The following is an 18,804-nucleotide window of genomic DNA, read 5'->3' as shown; positions in this document are numbered from 1 at the left end:
CCGCCGGGCGGAGTGCGAACCGGCATTCACCACGAGAACACGGGGGCCGCCGAAAAAAATCCGGAGAAAATCCGGATCCGATGGCAACCCCCCGCGCACCCCGCGAGTCCTATTACACGTACGGCCCGGCGCGAGCGGGGCGCCGGGCCGTACTTCCCACCTTCCCGGGCGGCTCCCCACAGGGTCGAGCGCCCGGAGCGCGAATCCTACTGGATAGTCACCCCTTGTGGCCAGGGTGACCCCTGCTGTCACTCCTTCACGGACAGCGGAAGCAGCGGCCGCCCGTCGGCCGGGGCGTTGATCTGGATCTCGGTCCCCATGCTCGGGCACACGCCGCAGTCGTAGCAGGGGTTCCACCGGCAGTCGTCGACCTCGACCGACTCCTCGCCGTGCAGCGAGTCCTGCCAGTCCTGCCACAGCCACGTCCGGTCCAGGCCCGCGTCGAGGTGGTCCCAGGGCAGCACCTCGTCCTCACGGCGCTCGCGCGTGGTGTACCAGTCCAGGTCGACCGGTGTGTCCGCCAGCGCGGTCTGCGCGGCCCTGGCCCAGCGGTCGTAGGAGAAGTGCTCGCTCCAGCCGTCGAACCGGCCTCCCGCGCGCCAGGCCTCCTCCACGACCCGCCCCACCCGGCGGTCGCCGCGCGAGAGCAGTCCCTCGATGATCGACGGGCGCCCCTCGTGGTAGCGCAGCCCGACGGCCTTCCCGTACCGGCGGTCGCCGCGCAGCCGGTCGCGGAGCTTCCGCAACCGGGCGTCCACCACCCCGTGCGGCGTCTGCGCCGCCCATTGGAACGGTGTCTGCGGCTTGGGCACGAAGCCGCCGATGGAGACCGTGCACCGGACGTCCCCGCGCCCGGTCACCTCGCGTCCCGTACGGATCACCTCGGCGGCCAGGTCGGCGATGGCCAGGACGTCCTCGTCCTCCTCGGTGGGCAGCCCGCACATGAAGTACAGCTTCACCTGCCGCCACCCGGCCGCGTAGGCCGCGGTCACCGTGCGGATGAGGTCCTCCTCGGTGACCATCTTGTTGATCACCCGGCGCATCCGCTCGCTGCCGCCCTCGGGTGCGAAGGTCAGCCCCGACCGGCGCCCGTTGCGGGTCAGCTCGTCCGCCAGGTCGATGTTGAACGCGTCCACACGCGTCGACGGCAGCGACAGCCCCGTGTGGGTGCCCTCGTAGCGGTCGGCCAGCCCCTTGGCGATCTCGCCGATCTGGCTGTGGTCGGCGCTCGACAGCGACAGCAGGCCCACCTCCTGGAACCCGGTCGCCCTGACCCCCTCGTCGACCATCGCGCCGATGGTCTCCCTGCTGCGTTCGCGCACCGGCCGGGTGATCATCCCCGCCTGGCAGAACCGGCAGCCCCGGGTGCAGCCGCGGAAGATCTCCACGCTGTAGCGCTCGTGCACGGACTCGGCGGTCGGCACGATCGGCTTCTTCGGATAGGGCCACCGGTCCAGGTCCGACACGGTGTGCTTCTGGACCGTGCCCGGAACGCCGGGTCGGTTGGGCGTGTACGCGGCGATCCTCCCGTCGTCGTGGTAGGCGACGTCGAAGAAGCGCGGCACGTAGACCCCGCCGGTCGCGGCCAGCCGCAGCAGCAGCGCGTCGCGTCCCCCGGGCCCGCCCTCCTCCTTGAACTCCCGGACGATCTCCGTGATCGCCAGGGAGACCTCCTCGCCGTCGCCCAGCACGACCGCGTCCAGGAAATCCGCGATCGGTTCGGGGTTGAACGCCGAGTGCCCTCCGGCGAGCACGATCGGATGCCCACCGCTCCGGTCGGCCGAACGCAGGGGGATGCCCGCGAGGTCCAGCGCCGTGAGCAGGTTGGTGTACCCCATCTCGCTGGCGAAGCTGACGCCCAGCACGTCGAACGCCGCCAACGGCCGGTGCGTGTCGACGGTGAAGTGCGGGACGCCGTGTTCCCGCATCAGCGCCTCCAGGTCCGGCCAGACCGCGTAGGCGCGCTCGGCGAGCACCCCCTCGCGCTCGTTGAGGATCTCGTAGAGGATCTGCACGCCCTGGTTGGGCACCCCGACCTCGTAGGCGTCCGGGTACATCAGCGCCCAGCGCACCGACGCCCCGTCCCACTCGCCGACGACGGAGTTGAGCTCGCCCCCGACGTACTGGATGGGCTTGCCCACCCTCGCGAGCAGGGGTTCGAGCCGCGGGAAGACGCTTTCGACGGACATGGTGGTGAGGCCTTCGTGGTTGACGTGCGGTTTCCCCAGGTTACCGAGACCGTGCGGTGGTTACTCGAACCCGCGGTCCCGCGAGCTGACGCCCAGGACCAGGCCGAGCGCCAGGAGGTTGGCGACGATCGCGGTGCCGCCGTAGGAGACGAACGGCAGCGGCAGTCCGGTCACCGGCATGATCCCCAGCCCCATCCCGATGTTGATGAAGCTCTGGAAGGCGAACCACGTGGCCACCCCCACGCACAGCAGGCGCGGGTAGGGCTGGTCGCACCCCTGGGCGATGCGCAGGATCCGCCAGAAGACCACGGTGAACAGGACGACCATCGCCCCGGCCCCCACGAACCCGAGCTCCTCCCCCGCCACCGTGAAGATGAAGTCGGTGTGCTGTTCGGGCACGAACCGCCCGTGCGTCTGCTCGCCCTGGAACAGGCCGGTTCCGACGAACCCGCCCGACCCCACCGCGATCAGCGCCTGGGCGGAGTTGTAGCCCGCGCCCTGCGGGTCCGCCGACGGATCCATCAGCGTGGCCAGCCGGTCCAGCTGGTAGGGCTCCAGCAGGTCGAACCACCACACCGCGACGCCCGCCGCCACCCCGCACGCGAGCATGCCCGCCACCCACGCGATCGGGGCGCCCGACATCGTGAGCACCCCCAGGAAGATGGCGCCGAGCACCAGCGTGGTCCCCAGGTCCGGTTGCAACAGCACCAGGGTGAGCGGCAGCGACAGCACGAGCAGGCCGTACAGCACGTCCCGGGTCATGGGTTTGGTCTCGCCGTCGCGGGGCTCCCCGAGCAGCGTGGCCAGCACGAGTGCCAGGCCGACCTTGGCCAGCTCACTGGGCTGGAACTGGAAACCGCCCAGCACGATCCATCCGCGCGACCCGTTGATCACCGCCCCCATGGGCGTGAGCACCAGGATCAGGCCGATCACCGTCGCGCCGTAGACCAGGTGCGCGTAGGCGCGCACGGTCCGGAAGTCGACCGAGGCCACCGCCAGGCACAGCGCCCACGCGACCGCGAGGTGGGCCAGGTGGCGGCGCACGTGCCCGGTCGCCTCCATCGGTCCGCTCCCGTCGCCGGGCAGGGTCGCCGACCACACCAGCATGGTGCCGATCGCGCACAGCGCCAGCGCGGAGCCGACCAGCGTCCAGTCCAGGCGGCGCGCGGCCCCCGCGGCGGCCAGACCGATCCGGGCCCGGGACGTCGGTCCCGGAACGCCCACGTGAGTGCTCATGACCTACCGATCCAGCATGTCGATGGAACCGTCGGGGCGGACCGCGGGCAGGCCCGACCAGGGCCTGCCGCCGGGCAGGGCCGGTTCCGTGCGGACCTCGTCGTCCTCCTCGCCGTCCTCCCCCTCGGCGTCCTCGCGCTCCTCGCCCTCCTCGGCCTCGGCGTCCTCGCCGGAGAAGCCGTAGATGCCCTCGTAGATCTCCCGCGCGATCGGCGCGGCCGTGGCGCCGCCGGTGCCGCCCTGGGAGACCAGCACGGCGATGGCGAACTGCGGGTCGTCGGCGGGGGCGTAGGAGGCGAACCACGAGGAGACCTGGCGGCCCACCACGTCGGCGCTGCCGGTCTTGCCCGCGATCGACACCCGGTCCTGCGGGAAGTCGCCGAAGGCCCCGCTCGCCGTACCCGCCTTGGGCACCTCGGTGAGCGCGGCCTGGAGGTAGCTCAGGGTCTCGTCGCTCACGGGCAGGCGGCCGGCGACGACGGGCTCGATCTCCTCCACCACCGAACCGTCGGCGGAGACGAACGCCTTGCCCACGCGCGGCTCGTACAGCGTGCCCCCGTTGGCGATCGCGGCGTAGGCGTTGGCCAGTTGCAGGGGGCTGACCAGCACGTCCCCCTGGCCGATGGCGAAGTTGACCGCCTCGCCCGCGCGCCACTCGAAGCCCTCCACGCAGTGCTCGTGGGCGAGCCGCCTGAGGTAGGCGGCGTGCGAGGGGTTGGTCTCGGCCACGTCGGGGTAGCCGTGCTCGGCGCGGTGGCAGTTGGTCTCCCGGTTGGCCTCCCAGAACGAGCGCTTCCACGCGCGGTCGGGGATGCGCCCGCTCGTCTCGTAGGGCAGGTCGATCCCGGTCGGCGACCCGAAACCGTAGCCGCGCGCCATGTTCGCCATGGCCTCGTCCGGCTCGCCCTCCGGGTGCAGGCCGCCGTCGGTGAGCCACATCTGGTAGCCGAAGTTGTAGAAGACGGTGTTGCAGGACACCACGATCGCCCGGTGCATCGTGATCGACCCGTGGCCCTGCCCCGCGTAGTTGGCGAAGTTCTGGCCCCCGACGTTGATCGATCCGGGGCAGGCGTAGGTGCTGCGCAGCGAGTACCCGCTCTCCGCGGCGGCCGACAGCGACGACACCTTGAACGTCGACCCCGGCGGGTACTGGCCCTGGAGGGCGCGGGACAGCAGCGGCTCGCCCGCCTCCTCGCTGAGCATCTCGTCGAAGGTCTCCTGGTCGATGCCGCCCTGCCAGACGCTGGGGTCGTAGGTGGGCACACTGGCCATCGCGATCACGCCGCCGGTGCGCACGTCCAGGACGACGGCGGCGCCCGAGTCCGCCTTGTAGCGGGGCCGCGCGGCCGCCATGCCGCGGGCCAGAGCCGCCTCGGCGATCCGCTGGACCTCCAGGTCCATGTGGGTGACCAGGTGCATCCCGGCTTCGGGCCGGCGGTCGGAGATCACCTCCATGACCTCGCCGTGGTTGTTCACGCCCAGGGTCCGCAGTCCCGCGGTGCCCCGAAGCTCGGAGTCGTAGACCTTCTCCAGGCCGTCGCGCCCCACGTGGTCGATCCCCGTGAACTGCGTCCGCAGCTCCTCGCGGGCCTCCAGCTCCTCCTGGGTGACCGGCTGGAGGTAGCCGAGCACCTGCCCGGCCAGCTCACCGTTCGGGTACTCGCGGATCGCGTGCGCCTGGGCGGTGATCCCCGGGAACTCGTCCGCGCGCTCCATGATGTGCAGGGCGATCCGCGCCTCGACGTCCTCGGCGAGGGTCACCGGCTGGTAGGGCGACCCCGGCCAGCAGGGACGCCGGACCTCGGGCCCGCACAGCCGCATCCGCTGCTGGAGGTCCGTCAGGGGGACGCCGAGCACCCCGGACAGGTCGGTCAGGACCGCCTCGCCGCCGTCGTCCATGCCCATGAGCTCGTGGTAGTCGGCCGAGACGACCAGCTCGGTCCGGTTGGTCACCAGGGGGCGACCCCGGGCGTCGAGGATCTGGCCCCGGGTGGCGGGGACGACGAGGCGCTGGTGGTGGTTGGAGACCGCGAGCTCGCGGTAGTGGTCCCCCATCGGCACCTGGAGGTACCACATCCGCACGCCCAGCAGGGCGAACAGCGCGATCACCAGGACCTGGGCGAGGACCAGGCCCGCCGTTCCGAGCTTGCGGCCGGGGACGGAGGGGTCCACGGGTGGCCTGCGCACGCGATCACCACCCTCCCGGGCCCATCGGCCCCTGGACGGTGGCGAACTCGTTCTCCGTGAACGCGTTGCGGATCCACAGCAGGGGAACCGTGACCAGCGGGGACACGAGCGTCGTCAGGAGCGTGCCGACGCCGACCGCGGTCACCACCGCGCCCGGGGACACGCGCGGGTCGCCCATCAGCAGGCCGACGGCCGCGTAGCCCAGGCCCACGCCGAGTGAGGTGACCGCGGTGACGACGATCCCCGTCCAAGCCGACGGCGGCGCGCCCACCGCCCCCGGCGAGCCGGTGTTGGCGCGCAGCAGGGCCACCAGGTAGGCGGCCGCGCACAGCACGAGCGCGTACCGTCCCACCGCGTGTTCGGCGGGCGGCAGCAGGTCCATCGCCAGCCCGGCCGTGAAGCCCGTGAACGCCGACACCGCGGGGCTGGCGGTCAGGGCCACCGCCACCAGGGCGGCGACCACGAGGTCGGGCCCCGGGCCCCAGTCGAACGGGATCCGGTTGACGGCGGTGGCCTGGACGAGCACCGCGACGGCCACGATGAGCAGGGTCGCTGCGGACCTCATCGGTCTCCCTCGGGTTCGGGTCGGGGCGGAAGGACGGAGTCGCGCGGGTCCTCGGCGGGTCCCGCGACCACCACCCCCACGACGTCGAGCGCGGCGAAGTCGACGGCGGGGGCGATGCGGGCGAGACGGCTCAGCGCGCCCGGAGAGGACTGGACCTCCTCGACGGTGCCGACGGGGACCCCCGGCACGAAGGGGGCGCCGTCGTGGGAGCCGAGCGTGAGCACGCGGTCTCCGGCCTCGACCGGCGCCTCCATGTCGAACAGCTCCAGGGTCAGTTCGGCGTCGGGACCGCCCGGGACGGTGCCGCCCCGGACGACGCCGATCTTGCGGGTGGCCTCCAGGCGCGCGCCGACGGCGGAGGCGACGTCGGTGGCGAGGACGACCGTGGACGTGGCCGGTCCGACCTCGACGACGCGTCCCACCAGACCGTGCCCGTTGACCACGGTCATGTCGGGGCGGATGCCGGACTCGGCGCCCACGTCGAGGGTGACCGTGCGGGCGAAGCCGCGCGCGGTGACACGGGTGACGGCCTGGGCCGGGACGATCTCGTAGCCGCCGAGCCCGGACAGGTGCAGCAGCTCGGCGAGCTGGGCGGCGCGCTCGTCGTCGTTGCGGGCGGCGACCAGCCGTTCCTGGAGCTCGGCGTTCTCCGCCTCCAGGACGGCGATGCGCTCGGCGGCGCGCGGGGCCGCGCGCAGGCCGTCGTAGAAGGACACGGCGGGCGCGGCGGCCCAGCCCACCCCGCTGGCGGCGGGGGCGAAGACGTACTCTCCCGCGGCCCGTCCCGCGGAGGTGACGGGGTCGCCGCCGGGCCGGGAGTCCAGAACGAGGAGGGCGACGGCCGCCACGAGGAGGACGGCCAGGACGAGCCGGGACCGGGGTGAGTCACGGAACATGTCAGCGCCGCCGTTCGGGGACCAGGACCTGGTGCAGCCGCTCGTAGTTCTCCACGCAGGTGCCCGAGCCGATCGCCACGGTGTCGAGCGCGTTGTCGGCGATGTGGATGGGCATGCCGGTCTCGTGCAGGAGGCGGTCGTCCAGGCCGCGCAGCAGGGCGCCGCCCCCGGTGACGGCCACGCCCCGGTCCATGATGTCGCCGGACAGCTCGGGCGGGCACTTGTCCAGGCTGGTGCGGACCGCGTCGATGATCGCGGTGACCGGCTCCTCGATGGCCTGGCGGACGTCGGTCTCGGACAGGACGATGGTCTTGGGCAGACCGCTGATGAGGTCGCGCCCGCGCACCTCGGCCTGGAGCTCCTCGGCCCCGGTGGGGTAGGCCGAGCCGATCGCCATCTTGAGTTCCTCGGCGGTGCGCTCCCCGATCATCAGGGAGTACTCCTTCTTGACGAAGGTCATGATGGCCTGGTCGAGCTCGTCGCCGCCCACGCGGATGGACTGGGAGGTGACGATGCCGCCCATGGAGATGACCGCGACCTCGGTCGTGCCTCCGCCGATGTCCACGACCATGTTGCCGGTGGGCTCGTGGACGGGGAGACCGGCGCCGATCGCGGCGGCCATCGGCTCCTCGATGATGTAGACCTTGCGGGCGCCCGCCTGGTACCCGGCCTCCTTGACCGCGCGGTGCTCGACGGAGGTGATGCCGCTGGGAACGGCCACGATGATGCGGGGCTTGGCGAAGTGGCGGCGCCGGTGGATCTTCTGGATGAAGTAGCGCAGCATGCGCTCGGTGATCTCGAAGTCGGCGATGACGCCGTCCTTGAGCGGGCGGATCGCCGTGATGTTGGTCGGCGTCCGGCCGATCATCTGCTTGGCCTCGATGCCGACCGCCACGATCCTGCCGGTGGAGGTGTTGACGGCGACGACCGACGGCTCGTTCAGCACGATGCCGCGCCCGCGTACGTACACGAGCGTGTTGGCCGTTCCCAGGTCGACGGCCATGTCCCGGCCGAGAAAAGCAAGATTGTTCGGCATGTAACGTCCTCAGGCGCCGTGTCGGACGCGGTTGACCGGCGCGACCATAGGTAGTCGTTCCGGCACGATAGGTATCCAGCCCCCGTATCGTAACGGACCGCACTTACGACGTTACGCAAACACACCGAATTGTTGCCCGGCCCCTGGACGAATCCCGACACGCCCGGCTGCGCAAGGGTTCCCGAGCACCGCCCCTCCGCTGGCCGGAGGCCCCCGAGGGCCCTCGATCCGGTGCCGGTGGGCCGCGCCACCCGTCGAGCCTATCGGCGCGGCCCCCTCCTCGCCGGGGATTGGCCGCACCGGCCCCGAACGCGCCGAGCGCCCGGCCCGCGGGTGTCCGCGGGCCGGGCGCTCGGTGGGACCGGGCTCAGCCCAGGTCGGGGAAGAACAGCTTGATCTCGCGGTCCGCGGAGTAGGTGGAGTCCGAACCGTGCACGATGTTGGCCTGCACCTCCAGCGCGAAGTCGCCGCGGATGGTGCCGGGAGTGGCGGCGACGGGGTCGGTGGCGCCGGCCAGGGCCCGGAACGCCTCCACGGCGCGCTCGCCCTCGACCACCATGGCCACGAGCGGGCCGCCGGTGATGAACTCGACCAGCGAGTCGAAGAACGGACGCTCGGAGTGCTCCTCGTAGTGCGTCTTCGCGGTCGGGACGTCCAGCGTGCGCAGCTCCATGGCGACCAGCTTCAGGCCCTTGCGCTCGATGCGCGCGATGACCTCGCCGACGATGTTGCGGCGGACGCCGTCCGGCTTGATGAGAACGAGAGTGCGCTCCACGGGCGGTACAACTCCTCACTGGATGTCCGCGTGGCGCGGGCGGGCGACGACGCCCACGGCCTGCGCCGCACGCGGAGAACGGGGTGGGTGGGTGTCACGGGAGGCACGGCCGCGATCGGGGACAGGCCCCGACGAGGGACCGGCCACAGGCCCGGACCTGCGCCACACTACCGCGTCGGGGACTCCGGCGCGGTGCCCACGGCGGCTCCGGACGCTTCCTGGGCGGCCACCGCGGCGGCCTCGGCCTCCGCGGCCTCCTCCGCGGCGGCCCGCGCGGCGTGGGCGGCGCGCACTCCGTCCACCCGGTGGCCCATGATCACACCGACCACCCACAGGGAGGCGAACACGACGGAGATCAGCAGCATCCCCGACACCACGAACGAGGTGGCCAGCATGACCGCCTGGAGCGCCCAGGCCGCGTAGTGGGCCCAGGTGAACTTCTGGAGGGCGCTGAGCACGAGGGCGGCCACGGCCAACCCTCCCCAGACACCGGCGGCCAGACCGGCGTCGATGCCCTCCACGTTGATGGCGATGGGGATGGCCAGTCCCAGAATGATGACCTCGAAAGCGAGGACGACAGCGCAGACTACGCGCACGGCGGATTCCCTTCGTGGTGTCGTCCGCCGCTACTCCCCCGCGCCCCGCAACAGGTGGACGGCGTCACCGGCGGTGACGACCGACCCGGTGACCAGGACTCCGGCTCCGCCGAACTCGGTGCCCTCCTCGGCCAGGCCGACGGCCAGGTCGATGGCGTCATCGAGTCGGGGAGCCTCGCGTACGCGGTCCTCTCCGAAGATCTCCTGTGCGAGAGCGGACAGCCGCGCCGGTTCGAGGGAACGCGGCGAGGAGTTGCGGGTGACGACGATTTCGTCGAGCAGTGGTTCAAGGGGTTCGAGAATCCCCTCCACGTCCTTGTCGGCCATGATCGCGACCACGCCGACCAGCCGGGAGAAGGTGAAGGCCTCCTCGACCGCGGCGGCGGTCGCGGTCATCCCGGCCGGGTTGTGTGCGGCGTCGGCGATGACGGTCGGGCTGGTGCGCACGACCTCCATCCGGCCCGGGGAGTCGACCCCGGACAGGGCCTCGGCGACGATCGCGGGGTCGAGACCACCGGCGTCGTCGCCGGTGGCGGCGAAGGCCTCCACGGCGGCGATGGCGACGGCGGCGTTGCCGGCCTGGTGAGCGCCGAAGAGAGGCAGGAAGAGTTGTGCGTAGCCGCCGGTCAGTCCCTTGACGGCGACCTGTTGTCCACCGACCGCCACGTCGCGGGCGGTGACGCCGAACTCCAGGCCCTCGCGGGCCACGCGGGCGCCGACCTCGGCGGCGTGGCGGACGAGGACCTCGGCGGCGGCGAGCGGCTGTTGGGCCAGGACCGCGACGGAGCCGGGCTTGATGATACCCGCCTTCTCCTCCGCGATGCCCTCCAGCGTGTCGGGCAGGTACTCGGTGTGGTCGATCCCGATCGGCGTCACGACGGCGACGTCGGCGTCGACGACGTTGGTGGCGTCCCACCGGCCGCCCATGCCGACCTCCACCACGGCCACGTCCACGGGGGTGTCGGCGAAGACCGCGTAGGCCATCGCCGTGAGCAGCTCGAAGAACGACAGCGGCGCGTCGTTCGCCGCGTCCGCCATCTCCACGTACGGCTGGATGTCGTCGAAGGCCTCGACGAACCGCTCCTGGGAGACGGGCTCCCCGTCGACGACGATGCGTTCGCGGACCGTGCGCAGGTGGGGGCTGGTGTAGCGGCCCACGCGCAGGCCCCGCGCGCGCAGCAGCGCGTCGATCATGCGGGCGGTGGACGTCTTGCCGTTGGTGCCGGTCACGTGGACGACCCGGAATCCGCGCTGCGGCTCGCCCAGCAGGTCCAGCAGGGTGCGGACCCGGTCGAGCCGAGGGTCGATCTCGGACTCGGGCGTGCGGGACATGATCTCGGCGGTCACCTCGGCATAGCGCTCATCGGCGCTCGCGCCGTTCACGGCGTCTCGGTGGTCGGGATGTACACGCCGGTCAGTGTACGCGCCCAGAGGTGCGTGTCATGCCCGCGTTGACGGTCTGCTAACGCGCTCGGCGCGACGCATACTGAGACCATGGACACCCTTGACCCCTTCTTCACCGAGTGGGCGCGCAAACGCCCCGGACAGATCCGCAGCCGTCGGCGCGCGCGGTTGCTCATGGAGGCCCTGGACCTGGATCCGGCGTCCGTGCCGGTGCTCGGAGTGGTGGGTTCCAAGGGCAAGGGCAGCACCGCCACGTACGCCGCGGCCGCGCTGTCCGCCGCCGGTCTGCGCACCGTACTGGCCACCGGGCCGAGCTTCCGGTCCTACCGCGAGCGGGTCCGGGTGGACGGGGTGTCGCTGACGGACGCCGAGTTGGACGCCCTGGGCGAGCGGATCGAGGCCGCGCGGGTGCGGCTGCCGCCGGTGGAGGAGACCGGAGGCCACCTGGCGCCGAGCGGGCTGTTCCTCGTCGCCGCTCTGCTGCGGGCGCGCGAGGTCGGCGCGGACGTGTGCGTCCTGGAGGCGGGCGCGGGCGGCCACCGCGACGAGCTGCGCGTGATCGGTCCGGACGTGGTGGCCCTGGGCAAGGTGTTCGGCGAGCACCTGGGCGTGCTGGGCGACACCATCCCCGAGATCGCGCGCGAGAAGGCCCGGGTCGCGGGGGACCGCACGCGTGCCCTGGTCACTCTGCCGCAGACCGGCGAGGTGACCGAGGCGGTGGCGGCCGCCCTGGCCGAGGCCACGGGCGGCCGGGTCGCGGCCGAGACCGTGGACCCGGACACGGAGGGCGCGGAGCCGCCGGCGGAGCTGCGCCCCGCCGGGCTGTCGGCGGCCTCCGGGGTTCTGGGAACCGCGGCGGCCCTGCGCATGCTGGACGTGCTCGGGCGGCCCCACCCCTCGCCCGAGCGGCTGCACGCGGTGCTGGGCACGGTGCGGCTGCCCGCCCGGTTGTCCCGGCACGCGGTGCCCGGGTCCGACGCGGAGATCGTGGTGGACTCGGCGATCAACCGCGACGGTGTGGCGGCGGCGCTGGCGCACGTCCGCGGACTGTGGGGCGGTGTCGACCACGTCCTGCTCTGCCTGCCCGACCACAAGGACGTGTCCGGCGCGGTCGCCGCGCTCGGGGACGTCCCGGTGACGGCGGTCGTGCTGCCCGAGGCCCACCTGCGGTTCGAGCACGTCCCGCCGCCGCACTGGAGGACGGTGAAGGCCGAGGACCTGTCCCCCGCCACGATCGCGGCGCTGGGGGGACGGCTCCTGGCGATGGGCACGGTCTACTTCACCGGCCGCGTCCTGGAGGCCGTGGACGCGCCCACCGACCGGCTGTTCGGTCCGCTCGGCTGACGCCCCGGGAACGGACGGTGGGGCTGGGACCGCGGTCCCAGCCCCACCGTTTCGCCGGGCCTCCGCTTCGCCGGGGCGGGCGGCGCGGGGACTACCGCCCGCCGTTGCCCCTGCCCGGCCGGTACACCGGCTGGGACTGCGGGTTGAACTCCTCCATCTCGACCCGCTCGGCCGCGCGCAGCCTCGGGTCCTCCAGCCGCAGGACGTCGATCCCGCGCACGATGTCGGACGAGTACACGTAGCCGTTGTAGTAGTACGTCGACCAGGTGTCGTTGTCCTGGACGCCCTCCTCGACACGGGAGTCCATGTCGAAGTAGCCGATCTCACGCGGGTCGCGCGGGTCGTTGAAGTCGATCACCGAGACGCCGCCCTGGTACCAGGACTGCACGAAGTAGTCGCGGCCCGGGACCGGGATCAGCGAACCGTTGTGCGCCACGCACGTCTGCTCGTCGCCCTGGTGGCGCTCGATCTTGAAGTAGCTGGCGAACTCCAGGGCGGGCCCGTCCCCGTCGCGCTCGATCGTGTAGATGGCGTCCGCGCCGCGTTCGCCGCCGATCTCCGGGGTGCAGGTGGGGGCGCCGCCGCCGCCGAGCTCGTCGGTGAACATCACCGTGTCACCGCTGTTGGTGAAGGTCGCCGAGTGCCAGAACGCGAAGTTCTCGTCGGTGACCCGCTCGGTGACGACCGGGTTGACCGGGTCGGAGATGTCCATGAGGATGCCGTCGCCCATGCAGGCCCCCGCCGCCAGGTCCCTGGCCGGGTAGACGGTGATGTCGTGGCAGCCCTGGGTCGGCAGCAGCAGGCCGTCCTGGTCGTGGTTGCCGCCGTCGGGGAAGAGCACCGGCTCGTTGACGATCGCCGCCTCCTCGGGCGCGTCGTGCGGCACCTCGATGACGGTGATCTTGTCGTGCGGCGTCTGGCAGTTCGGGAAGGCGGAGGAGGGCGAGTAGGAGGACACGTAGACGATGTCGCTCTCACCGTCCTCGCTCGGCACGAGGGTGTTGGTGTGCGAACCGCAGTCGGTGCGCACGGCCGCCACGTACTGGGGGTTGGCCTTGTCGGAGATGTCGAAGACGCGGATGCCCTCGAATCCGTCCGGGTCGGTGGTGGGCGTGGCGGGGGCGCCGCACTCGTCACTGGCCCGGGGGTAGTCGACGGAGAAGTACAGCAGGTCGCCGCTGACGCTCACGTCGCCCTGGCCGCCGGGGCACAGGACCTCGGAGACCACCTGCGGGGACTCCGGCTCGGAGATGTCGTAGACGACGAAGCCGTCGTAGTTGCCGCCGATGGCGTAGTCACCGGTGAAGGCCAGGTCCGAGTTGACGCTGCGGACCGCCTCCGGCTTGGGCACGTTGGTGACGTGGGTGACGTTGTCGCTGGTGATGCTGTCGGAGGGCGGCGTGTCGGCGAGGGCCGTCGCCGGGGCGAGCAGCCCGGCGACGAGCGAGGCGGCCGCCGTCAGGGCCAGGACGGCGGACCGCCTCAGGCCGCGGCGGGCGGGGGTGCGTGCGCGCATGGGGTCTCCTCGTGCGCTCGGGGGCGTCTGGTGTCTACGGGGGTGGTGTGGACGGACGGCGGGGCCGCGGCCGTGACGGCCGCGGCCCCTCTCCCGTTGCCCTGACTCCCCAGGAGGAGTCGCCGGGAGTTCTCCCGGGTCAGCGGCGGCCGTTGCCGCGACCCGGCCGGTAGCTGGGCTGGGACTGCGGGTTGAACTCGTCCATGTGGACGCGCTCGGCCACGCGGAACCTCGGGTCGTCGAGCCGGATGACGTCGAGGCCCCGGGTGATGTCGGAGGAGTAGACGTAGCCGTTGTAGTAGTACGCCGACCAGGAGCCGCCCAGGACGAGGGAGTCCTCGTCGATCGGGTCACGGTCGAAGTAGGCGATCTCGGTGGCGTCGGTGGGGTCGTTGAAGTCGATCACCGAGACACCGCCCTGGTACCAGGCCTGGACGAAGAAGTCGCGGCCCGGGGTCGGGATCAGGGAGCCGTTGTGCGCCACGCAGTTCTCGGTGTCGCTCTGGTGGCGGGGGAGCTTGTAGTACCCCTCGAAGGACATCTCGGGGGCCTCGTCGGTGCCGCCGATCGTGTAGATGGCGTTGGCGCCGCGCTCGGAGCCGACCTGCTCGTTGCAGGTGGGGCCGCCGCCCCCGCCGAGCTCGTCGGTGAACATCACGGTCCCGCCGCGGTTGGTGAAGGTCGCCGAGTGCCAGAACGCGAAGTTGTCGTCGCGGACGACGTCGGTGACCACCGGGGCGGCGGGGTCGGAGATGTCCATGAGGATGCCGTCACCCATGCACGCGCCCGCGGCGATGTCGTTCTCCGGGTAGGCGGTGATGTCGTGGCAGCCGGAGGTGCCGGTGTAGCCGCCGTCCGGGAAGAGCACGGGGGTGTCGATGACCTCGGCCGCGGCCGGGTCGTCCAGCGGCACCTCGATCACGGAGATCTTGTCGTGCGGGGGCTGGCAGTTCGGGAAGGAACTGGAGGGGGAGTACGAGGACACGTAGACGTACTCGTGCTCGCCGTCCTTGCCCGGGACCAGCGTGTTGGTGTGCGAACCGCAGTCGGTGCGCACCGCGGTCACGTACTGCGGGTCGGCCTTGTCCGAGATGTCGAAGATCCGGATGCCCTCGAAGCCGTTCGGGTCCCGGCTGGAGGAGGCGGGGGCGCCGCAGTCCTCGTTCTCGCGCGCGTAGTCGACGGAGAAGTACAGCAGGTCGCCGCTGACGCTCACGTCACCCTGGCCGCCGGGGCACAGGACCTCGGAGACGATCTCCGGGCTCTCGGGCGTGGAGATGTCGTAGATGACGAAGCCGTTGTAGTTGCCGCCGATGGCGTAGTCGCCGGTGAAGGCCAGGTCCGAGTTGAACGCGTCCATGGACTCGGTCTTGGGGACGTTCGCCACGTGGGTGACGTTGTCACTGGTCTCGGCGTCGCTGGTGAAGGCTTCCTGCGCCAGCGCGGTGGACGGACCGATCAGTCCGGTGACGAGGGCCGCCGCTCCGGCGAGGGCGAGACCGGCGAAGCCCCTCCCGCCGAAGAGGCCGCGGGGGCGTGGGGGTGACGCCATATGTACTCCCGGTTCCGATTAGAGCGAAACACGAAGAACGTACACAGTTAAAGGTCGGAATGTATAGGGGGAGACGAGGGAAACATCATCGTTAACACGATGTCGCCCTGACCCGATCCGTCTACACACCGTGCCTAGCCGCCCGGAAGGTACGGCTGGGTCTGCGGGTTGAACTCGACCAACGTGACGTCCTCGGCGGGCGTGAGGCGCGGATCGGTCAGCCGGAGCACGTCCAGACCGCGCTGGATCCCGGACGAGTACACGTGGCCGTTGTAGTAGTAGGCCGACCAGGAACCCGCCGTGCGCAGGGTGTTCGGGTCCCAGGGCCCCCGGTCGAGGAAGCCGATCTCCACGGGGTGGTCGGGGTCGGTCAGGTCGATGACCGACACGCCCCCCTGGTACCACGACTGCACGAAGAAGTCGGCGCCGGGAACGGGGATCAGCGACCCGTTGTGCGCCACACAGTTCTCCGTTTCGGACTGGTGGCGCGGCAGTTTGTAGTAGCTCCGGAACTTGAGGCTGAGCGCGTCCCCCTCGCCCTCCAGGGAGTAGACCGCGTCCGCCCCCCGCTCGGGTCCGGTCTGCTCGTCGCACACCGCCGCCGAGCCGCCGCCCAGCTCGTCGACGAAGACCACGTTCGCCGCGTCGTTGGTGAAGGTGGCCGAGTGCCAGAACGCGAAGTTCTCGTCGCGCACCCGGTCGATCACCACCGGCCGCACGGGGTCGGAGATGTCGAGCAGCAGGCCGTCTCCGAGGCAGGCCGCGGCGGCGATCCCGCGCTCGGGGTAGGCGGTGATGTCGTGGCACCCGGTGGTGTTCTCCAACCCGCCGTCGGGGAAGAACGCGGGCTCGCCGACGATCTGCGCCTCCTCCGGCGCGTCGTGCGGCACCTCGATGATCGCGATCTTGTCGTGCGGGGGCTGGCAGTTCGGGAACTCCTCCGAGGGCGAGTAGGAGGACACGTAGACGTAGTCGCGTTCGCCGTCCTTGCCCGGGACCAGCGTGTGGGTGTGCGAACCGCAGTCGGTGCGCACGGCGGCGAGGTACTGGGGCTCGGTCTTGTCCGAGATGTCGAAGATCCGGATGCCCTCGAACCCGCCCGGCTCGGCGGGCGAGACCGGCGGCGAGCCGCACTCCTCGTCGGCCCGGGGGTAGTCCACGGACAGGTACAGCAGGTCGCCGTTGACGCTGACGTCGCCCTGGCCGCCGGGGCACAGGACCTCGGCGACGATCTCGGGCGCCGCCGGATCGGCGATGTCGTAGACGACGAAGCCGTCGTAGTTGCCGCCGATGGCGTAGTCACCGGTGAAGGCCAGGTCGGAGTTGTAGGCCGTCGAGTGCGCGAGCCCGGCGGGCTTGGGCACGTTGGCCAGGAGCTCCACGCCGCCGCCCGTGACCGGGGTGTCGACGGCGTACGCACCGGGCGCGGCCACCGCCACGACCACCGCGACCCCCGCGGTGAGGGCGCCCCACCGCGCCGCCGGACCGACCCCGTCCCGTCGCACGCACGCAGTCATCGCGGACACCCCCAGCCATCACGCAAAGCAGTCAATCAACTACCTAATGTTCTACTCCCCCATGTCAACGCACTCCAGACGAAACGCCGAGATCGGACATTCGACCTCGGCGCCGGAACCCCGCGACCTGGAACGGAGCCGCCCCTCGGGAGGACCCGCGATCGCGCGGCGCGACCACGACACGCCCCCGGGGCTGGACAAAGCACCCATGCACTGAGTAGAAAACCGGCTAGGTGTCGCGCCGGCACCGCACCGCGGACCCCCATCCGCAGACCCCGACTGGAGGACATTCGTGCGTCGCCTGGCACTCGCGGCAGGAACCGCGCTCACCCTGCTCGCGGTCTCGGCCTGCACCGACGACGGCCAGCAGACGGCCAACGTCATCGCGCCCGGCGCCCCCGGTGAGTCGTCCTCGCCCGCCACGTCCGAGCAGATCGCCGCGCTGGCCGAGGAACAGGGCCACAACGCGGCCGACGTCAACTACCTCGTGCTCATGATCGAGCACCACCGGCAGGCCCTGGAGATGGCCGACCTCGTGCCGGACCGGCACCGACGCGAGGGGATCGACAGCATCGCCGACCGCATCGGCGCGGCCCAGGGGCCCGAGATCACGGCCATGGAGAGCTGGCTGGAGGAGAACGTCCTGGGGCCCGCCCGGGAGAACCCCGCCTACCGGAACTTCTGCGGCCTGGAGGGCGACGGCTCCCACCACGGCGACGACGAGGAGCTGCCCGGGTGCGACCTCGACGTCGACCACGACGACATGCCGGGAATGGCCTCCGAGGAGGAGATGGCGGATCTGGAGGCGGCCGAGGGGGACGAGTTCGACCGGCTCTTCGTCGAGCTGATGACCACGCACCACGAGGGCGCGATCACCATGGCCGAGGAGGTGCTCGCCGACGGGCACGACCGCACCGTGACGCGGATGGCCAACGACGTCATCGCCGAGCAGAGCGCCGACATCGCGCGGATGGAGCAGATCCTCGAGGACGAGTGAGTCGCCCGGCGGCCGCGTCCCGGGCCCACCCAGCCTTGGGACACCAGTGACATTACCGAGAGTGACATTCGGGTAGTCCCGTCCGGGGCCGACCGTCGGCCCGACCGGTCGGAGGGAGCACTCGATGGCGGACATCCTGTTGGTGCACGGAGCCGCGGCGGACGGTTCGGGGTGGAACGAGGTCATCCGGATCCTGCTCCGCCGGGGGCACAACCCCGTCGCCGCGCAGCTGCCGCTGACGTCGGTTCCCGACGACGAGGCGGTGGTGCGGCGGGCGATCGACAGGTTGGGCGGTCCGGTCGTGGTCGTGGGGCACTCGTTCGGCGGCCTGGTCATCACACAGGCCGCCCACCACAACGCCAGGGTGGGCGCGCTGGTCTACGTCGCCGCCTTCGCGCTCGAACAGGGCGAGTCGGTCGTGGACGTCATCAACACGCGCTACCCGGAGCCGACACCGCCGGAGCGCGTGTTCGTCTTCGACCGGTGGGGCTACTTCACCGTCGCCACGGACGAGTACCCGACGTACTTCGCCCCGGACATCGACCCCGACATGGCGCGGATCCACGCGCGGACGCAGGGACCCGCCGACGCGGCGAGGTTCGAGTTCGCCGGCGGCCCTCCCGGGTGGCGGGAGCACCCCAGCTGGTACGTGGTCGCGGGCAACGACCGCATGATCCACCCGGCCGCGGAGGCGTGGATGGCCGAGCGCGCCGGGGCGAGGACGACCACGGTGCCCGGCGCGAGCCACGCCGTGTTCGCGTCCCACCCCCAGGAGGTGGCGGACGTGATCGTCGACGCCGCCTCGACCCTGTGACGCACGACGGTCCCCGTTCCGGCGACGGGGACCGGCTCAGACCGGCTCAGGCCGACTTCTCCTCGGGGCCCTCGTCGAGCTGGGTCCGCGGCACGATGGTGGGGTTGACGTTGTCGATCACCGTCTCCCGCGTGATGATCACCTGACCCACATCCTCACGCGAAGGCACCTCGTACATCA

At 71.6% G+C, this 18,804-nt stretch carries 15 protein-coding genes and 1 pseudogene; 3 read left to right on the top strand and 13 right to left on the bottom strand.

The window, feature by feature from the left end; genetic code table 11:
• Window positions 1–248: 248 nt before the first annotated feature.
• From ACIBFB_RS27020 to ACIBFB_RS26980, 9 genes are all read right to left on the bottom strand, one after another.
• A complete protein-coding gene (locus tag ACIBFB_RS27020; RefSeq protein WP_397234951.1) occupies window positions 249–2,189 on the bottom strand; it encodes a TIGR03960 family B12-binding radical SAM protein in 1,941 nt (646 codons plus the stop codon).
• Window positions 2,190–2,249: 60 nt separating this feature from the next.
• On the bottom strand, window positions 2,250–3,425 hold the full coding sequence (rodA, locus tag ACIBFB_RS27015; protein ID WP_397234949.1) for a rod shape-determining protein RodA: 1,176 nt from the start codon (window positions 3,423–3,425) through the stop codon (window positions 2,250–2,252).
• A gap of 3 nt (window positions 3,426–3,428) precedes the next feature.
• Window positions 3,429–5,612 carry a penicillin-binding protein 2 gene (gene mrdA / locus ACIBFB_RS27010; RefSeq protein WP_397234947.1) on the bottom strand — a complete coding sequence of 728 codons (2,184 nt, stop codon included), beginning with the start codon at window positions 5,610–5,612 and terminating at the stop codon, window positions 3,429–3,431.
• Window positions 5,613–5,616: 4 nt separating this feature from the next.
• Complete coding sequence (gene mreD / locus ACIBFB_RS27005) at window positions 5,617–6,177, bottom strand: rod shape-determining protein MreD (protein ID WP_397234945.1); 561 nt, start codon at window positions 6,175–6,177, stop codon at window positions 5,617–5,619.
• Window positions 6,174–7,073 (bottom strand): rod shape-determining protein MreC, encoded by a 900-nt coding sequence (mreC, locus tag ACIBFB_RS27000; protein ID WP_397234943.1) that lies wholly within the window; start codon window positions 7,071–7,073, stop codon window positions 6,174–6,176. The genes mreD and mreC overlap by 4 nt, the downstream gene beginning before the upstream one ends.
• A gap of 1 nt (window position 7,074) precedes the next feature.
• Window positions 7,075–8,109 (bottom strand): rod shape-determining protein, encoded by a 1,035-nt coding sequence (locus tag ACIBFB_RS26995; protein WP_397234941.1) that lies wholly within the window; start codon window positions 8,107–8,109, stop codon window positions 7,075–7,077.
• 367 nt (window positions 8,110–8,476) lie between these two features.
• Window positions 8,477–8,884, bottom strand: a complete 408-nt coding sequence (ndk, locus tag ACIBFB_RS26990) for a nucleoside-diphosphate kinase (protein ID WP_397234939.1) — start codon at window positions 8,882–8,884, stop codon at window positions 8,477–8,479.
• A gap of 167 nt (window positions 8,885–9,051) precedes the next feature.
• A complete protein-coding gene (locus tag ACIBFB_RS26985; protein WP_397234937.1) occupies window positions 9,052–9,480 on the bottom strand; it encodes a DUF4233 domain-containing protein in 429 nt (142 codons plus the stop codon).
• 30 nt (window positions 9,481–9,510) lie between these two features.
• A complete protein-coding gene (locus tag ACIBFB_RS26980; protein ID WP_397234935.1) occupies window positions 9,511–10,863 on the bottom strand; it encodes a bifunctional folylpolyglutamate synthase/dihydrofolate synthase in 1,353 nt (450 codons plus the stop codon).
• Window positions 10,864–10,974: 111 nt separating this feature from the next.
• On the opposite strand from ACIBFB_RS26980, the gene ACIBFB_RS26975 reads away from it, so the two are divergent.
• On the top strand, window positions 10,975–12,228 hold the full coding sequence (locus tag ACIBFB_RS26975) for a hypothetical protein (protein ID WP_397234933.1): 1,254 nt from the start codon (window positions 10,975–10,977) through the stop codon (window positions 12,226–12,228).
• 91 nt (window positions 12,229–12,319) lie between these two features.
• Here the strand turns inward: ACIBFB_RS26975 and ACIBFB_RS26970 are convergent, their stop codons facing one another.
• The 3 genes from ACIBFB_RS26970 to ACIBFB_RS26960 form a co-directional block, all read right to left on the bottom strand.
• Window positions 12,320–13,744, bottom strand: coding sequence for an LVIVD repeat-containing protein (locus tag ACIBFB_RS26970; protein WP_397234931.1), 1,425 nt, complete (start codon window positions 13,742–13,744; stop codon window positions 12,320–12,322).
• Window positions 13,745–13,883: 139 nt separating this feature from the next.
• On the bottom strand, window positions 13,884–15,296 hold the full coding sequence (locus ACIBFB_RS26965) for an LVIVD repeat-containing protein (RefSeq protein ID WP_397234929.1): 1,413 nt from the start codon (window positions 15,294–15,296) through the stop codon (window positions 13,884–13,886).
• 134 nt (window positions 15,297–15,430) lie between these two features.
• Entirely contained in the window at window positions 15,431–16,813 is a 1,383-nt protein-coding gene (locus ACIBFB_RS26960) for an LVIVD repeat-containing protein (RefSeq protein WP_397234927.1), read from the bottom strand.
• Window positions 16,814–17,105: 292 nt separating this feature from the next.
• Here ACIBFB_RS26960 and ACIBFB_RS26955 point away from each other — a divergent pair, with 292 nt between their 5' ends.
• Both ACIBFB_RS26955 and ACIBFB_RS26950 read left to right on the top strand, forming a co-directional pair.
• Window positions 17,106–17,810: a DUF305 domain-containing protein gene (locus ACIBFB_RS26955; RefSeq protein WP_397234925.1), complete on the top strand. Its 705-nt coding sequence runs from the start codon at window positions 17,106–17,108 to the stop codon at window positions 17,808–17,810.
• A gap of 124 nt (window positions 17,811–17,934) precedes the next feature.
• Entirely contained in the window at window positions 17,935–18,624 is a 690-nt protein-coding gene (locus ACIBFB_RS26950) for an alpha/beta fold hydrolase (protein WP_397234923.1), read from the top strand.
• Window positions 18,625–18,670: 46 nt separating this feature from the next.
• Here the strand turns inward: ACIBFB_RS26950 and ACIBFB_RS26945 are convergent.
• Window positions 18,671–18,804, bottom strand: a pseudogene (locus ACIBFB_RS26945) (ATP-dependent Clp protease ATP-binding subunit ClpX); the annotation flags it as partial.

Source organism: Nocardiopsis sp. NPDC050513 (assembly GCF_044457925.1).
In the GTDB taxonomy this organism is placed as follows: domain Bacteria; phylum Actinomycetota; class Actinomycetes; order Streptosporangiales; family Streptosporangiaceae; genus Nocardiopsis.
Note: the sequence above shows the minus strand (reverse complement) of the source record. Positions and strands in the feature narration are given on the sequence as shown.

What these genes read in the sequence shown, in the direction of transcription:
- ACIBFB_RS27020 (WP_397234951.1), bottom strand. Translation starts at nt 2,189, where the DNA reads ATGTCCGTCGAAAGCGTCTTCCCGCGGCTCGAACCCCTGCTCGCGAGG.
- rodA (WP_397234949.1), bottom strand. Translation starts at nt 3,425, where the DNA reads ATGAGCACTCACGTGGGCGTTCCGGGACCGACGTCCCGGGCCCGGATC.
- mreD (WP_397234945.1), bottom strand. Translation starts at nt 6,177, where the DNA reads ATGAGGTCCGCAGCGACCCTGCTCATCGTGGCCGTCGCGGTGCTCGTC.
- mreC (WP_397234943.1), bottom strand. Translation starts at nt 7,073, where the DNA reads ATGTTCCGTGACTCACCCCGGTCCCGGCTCGTCCTGGCCGTCCTCCTC.
- ACIBFB_RS26995 (WP_397234941.1), bottom strand. Translation starts at nt 8,109, where the DNA reads ATGCCGAACAATCTTGCTTTTCTCGGCCGGGACATGGCCGTCGACCTG.
- ACIBFB_RS26975 (WP_397234933.1), top strand. Translation starts at nt 10,975, where the DNA reads ATGGACACCCTTGACCCCTTCTTCACCGAGTGGGCGCGCAAACGCCCC.
- ACIBFB_RS26970 (WP_397234931.1), bottom strand. Translation starts at nt 13,744, where the DNA reads ATGCGCGCACGCACCCCCGCCCGCCGCGGCCTGAGGCGGTCCGCCGTC.
- ACIBFB_RS26965 (WP_397234929.1), bottom strand. Translation starts at nt 15,296, where the DNA reads ATGGCGTCACCCCCACGCCCCCGCGGCCTCTTCGGCGGGAGGGGCTTC.
- ACIBFB_RS26960 (WP_397234927.1), bottom strand. Translation starts at nt 16,813, where the DNA reads ATGACTGCGTGCGTGCGACGGGACGGGGTCGGTCCGGCGGCGCGGTGG.
- ACIBFB_RS26950 (WP_397234923.1), top strand. Translation starts at nt 17,935, where the DNA reads ATGGCGGACATCCTGTTGGTGCACGGAGCCGCGGCGGACGGTTCGGGG.